Annotated in this window: 2 protein-coding genes and 1 tRNA gene; 1 reads left to right on the top strand and 2 read right to left on the bottom strand. The window is 68.3% G+C overall.

Annotated elements, in window-relative coordinates:
- Positions 1–67: 67 nt before the first annotated feature.
- Entirely contained in the window at positions 68–301 is a 234-nt protein-coding gene (gene chpH / locus ACWGDB_RS41935; protein ID WP_048584573.1) for a chaplin ChpH, read from the bottom strand.
- Between the two features lie 157 nt (positions 302–458).
- Positions 459–1,784, bottom strand: coding sequence for a M20/M25/M40 family metallo-hydrolase (locus ACWGDB_RS41930; protein WP_453827290.1), 1,326 nt, complete (start codon positions 1,782–1,784; stop codon positions 459–461).
- Positions 1,785–1,973: 189 nt separating this feature from the next.
- Between ACWGDB_RS41930 and ACWGDB_RS41925 the strand changes: the two genes are divergently transcribed.
- Positions 1,974–2,058, top strand: a tRNA-Leu gene (locus ACWGDB_RS41925).
- Positions 2,059–2,096: the final 38 nt, after the last annotated feature.

Here is a 2,096-nt window from a genome sequence, read left to right as displayed (position 1 = left end):
CCCGGAGCGCATGGCACGCGCTCCGGGGCCGACGGGCTCAGCCCCTTTCACGGGGCGAGGCACAACGTCACTTGTTGATGCAGGTGTTGCCGAAGGCGGGGTTCAGCAGCCCGATCACCGAGATCGTGTTGCCGCAGACGTTCACGGGGACGTGAATCGGCGCCTGAACGACGTTGCCCGACAGGACACCCGGGGAGTGCACGGCAGCACCCTGGGCACCGGAGTCGGCGACGGCGAGGCCCGCGCCCGCGAGAACCAGCCCACCAGTGGCAGCCGCAGCGGCGACGACCTTCTTGATCATTATTCCTCCTTGTTGGCAATGCGATCTCAAGTAGCTGATCGCATCACCTGTAACGAGGAGGAACTAATAGGGCTACGACCCTATGAGCGTGTTCACTCTCCCCGGGCACGCCCAGTACGTCTGGCCGAATACTGAAGTGTCGTTTCAGTGGCCCAATTCAGGACGCATCGATGAACCTGTCGAGTACTCGGACCCCGAATTGCAGGCCGTCCACCGGCACCCGCTCGTCGACGCCGTGGAACATGCCGGCGAAGTCCAGCTCCGGCGGCAGCTTCAGCGGTGCGAAGCCGAAGCCGCGGATGCCCAGGTCGTCGAAGGACTTGGCGTCGGTTCCGCCGGAGAGCATGTAGGGGATCGCCTTCGCGGCCGGGTCCTCGGCCACCAGCGCGGACTGCATCGCCGCCACGAGCGGCCCGTCGAAGCCGGTCTCGACGGCCTTGTCGGCGTGCACGTCCGCACGCCGCACGTTCGGCCCGAGGATCTTGTCGAGGTCGGCGAGGAACTCCTCCTCGAACCCGGGCAGGAAGCGGCCGTCGACGTGTGCGGTGGCCTCGCCCGGGATGACGTTGACCTTGTAGCCGGCGCCGAGCTGCGTCGGGTTGGCCGTGTTGCTCAGGGTCGCGCCGATCAGCTTGGCGATGCCGCCGAGCTTGGCGAGGGTGCCCTCCATGTTCTCCGGGTCGAGCTCGGTGCCGAGGGCGTCGCCGAGTTCGTCGAGGAAGGCCCGGGTGGTCTTGGTGACCCGCACCGGGAACTTGTGCCGGCCCAGCCGCGCGACCGCCTCCGACAGTTCGGTGATCGCGTTGTCCCGGTGGATCATCGACCCGTGTCCCGCCGTGCCGGCCACGGTCAGCTTCATCCAGTGCATGCCCTTCTCGGCCGTCTGGATCAGATAGAGCCGCCGCTCCTCGCTCACGGTGAACGAGAACCCGCCCACCTCACTGATCGCCTCGGTGACGCCCTCGAAGAGGTCCGGGTGCTTGTCGACGAGGAACCGGGCGCCGAACTTGCCGCCGGCCTCCTCGTCGGCGAGGAACGCGAGCACGATGTCCCGCGGCGGCCTGCGGCCACTGCGCAGCCGGTCGCGTACGACCGCCAGCGTCATCGCGTCCATGTCCTTCATGTCGACGGCCCCGCGCCCCCACACGCACCCGTCCGCGACCTCGCCGGAGAAGGGGTGGTGCGTCCAGTCGTCCGCGTTGGCCGGCACGACGTCGGTGTGGCCGTGGATGAGCAGCGCGGGCCGGGAAGGGTCCTCCCCCGCGATCCGCGCCACGGTGGAGGCGCGTCCCGGGTGCGACTCGAAGATCTTCGGCTCGAGGCCCACCTCGGCGAGCTTCTCGGCGACGTACTCGGCCGCCTTGCGCTCACCGGGACCCGAGTGGTCGCCGTAGTTGCTGGTGTCGATCTGGATCAGCTCGCGGCAGAGGTCCACGACCTCGTCCTCGCCGGTGACGCCCCTGGCCGTGTCCGTCTCGCTCACGCTGCTTCCTCCCACGCTGTCGCTGCTGGTGGTTCCCCCTCATCCTCTCTCTCCCACGGTCCCCGCCCAAGACCGGCCGCGGCCCGTCACACACCGTTCACGCGGCGACGGGGGGTGATCGGGCACCCCTCGAAGCCTGGTAATGTTTTCTCTGTCGCCGCGAGGGAAGCCCCGCGCGACAGACACCTTGTCCGGGTGGCGGAATGGCAGACGCGCTAGCTTGAGGTGCTAGTGCCCTTTATCGGGCGTGGGGGTTCAAGTCCCCCCTCGGACACGCGAAAAAGCGCGGGCCGTGACCATGAGGTCACGGCC

The sequence above is a fragment of the Streptomyces sp. NPDC055013 genome (assembly GCF_053608645.1).
The sequence above is the reverse complement of the archived record's forward strand: the minus strand, read 5'-3'. Positions and strand labels throughout refer to the sequence as shown.

Bases quoted from the DNA above. Each gene is read 5' to 3' on its own strand.
- chpH (WP_048584573.1), bottom strand. From the start codon at position 301: ATGATCAAGAAGGTCGTCGCCGCTGCGGCTGCCACTGGTGGGCTGGTT.